Origin of the sequence: Propionivibrio sp., from assembly GCF_017995515.1 — a bacterium.
Lineage (GTDB): Bacteria > Pseudomonadota > Gammaproteobacteria > Burkholderiales > Rhodocyclaceae > Propionivibrio.
Map to the genome: position 1 here is coordinate 13,550 of NZ_JAGOIT010000063.1, position 1,139 is coordinate 14,688.

Genomic DNA, 1,139 nt, shown 5'->3' on the forward strand with positions numbered 1-1,139 from the left:
ACGTCGGGCAGCCAGAATTTCATCACGATGCTTGCCGCGGCGAGTTCGACGGCGATCGTCACCGCCCAGTTGTACCAGTAGTTCCAGCCGATGGCGAAGCCGAACGCCGGATCGACGAAGCGCGCGCCGTAGGTCGAGAACGAGCCGGCGACCGGCATGTAGGCGGCCATTTCGCCGAGGCTGGTCATCAGGAAGTAGACCATCAGGCCGATCAGCGCATACGCCGCCAGCGCGCCGCCGGGACCAGCCTGCGAGACCGAGGCGCCGGAAGCGACGAACAGCCCGGTGCCGATCGAACCGCCGATGGCGATCATCGTCAGGTGCCGCGTACGCAACTTTCGTCGCAGGTTGCCGTTGTTTTGTGTCGGTGCTTCCTCGTTCATGTGTTTTCCCCTGTGTTGTTGTCGATTGACGTCTTCTTGGTCGTGTGCATGTGTTTCAAGCCAGAAAGTGCTGCGAAAAACCGCGCAGTATCCTCGGCGGCGTTGCGCCGGTCAAACCGTGTTCTGATGGCGCGGTTTTCGTCGCCGCAGTCGGCCGCACGCAAAGCTCGGCGGCTCAAGGCTTGCAGGCGAAACGTGCGGTGCCGCCGCCGTTCGGCGCGTTGGGGAAGTCCACAAAATCAGTACACAAATCTGTGGATAAGAACTGGAAAAGCGGCGTAGGTCGATGAACGGTCAGGGAAAACACACCCTGCCCAATTTTCGGGCAGGGCGTCTTTCCGGGGATCAGGCCCCCTTCTTCTCCGCGGCCTCGTCCTGCTTTGCCTCACGCAAGTACGCCTCGGTGTAAGCGCGCCCGTAGTAGCTGTCGAGCAGCAGTTGACGGAGTTCGCTGATCAGCGGGAAGCGCGGGTTGGTGCCGGTGCATTGGTCGTCGAAGGAGGCTTCGGCGAGGCGGTCGACGGCGGCGAGGAAGGCGGCTTCGTTGACGCCGGCGGCCTGGATCGAGTCGGGGATGTCGATCTGGCGCTTGAGTTCATCGACCCATTCGACGAGCTTTTCGACGCGCTCGTGGTTGGTCTTGGCTTCCAGGCCGAGGTGTTTGGCGATCTGCGAGTAGCGGACGACGCCGAGCGGCCGGTCGTACTGGCTGAACGCGGTCTGCTTGGTCGGGATGTCGACCGAGTTGTAGCGGAT

General features: G+C 62.5%; 2 protein-coding genes. Both read right to left on the reverse strand.

From position 1 onward, the window contains the following. The coding region (locus KBA32_RS11290; protein WP_294358969.1) for an amino acid permease at positions 1–383 on the reverse strand (383 nt) is incomplete at its 3' end. Positions 384–728: 345 nt separating this feature from the next. Then, positions 729–1,139: iron-containing alcohol dehydrogenase (locus KBA32_RS11295; RefSeq protein WP_294358970.1), on the reverse strand; the 411-nt coding region annotated here is incomplete at its 5' end.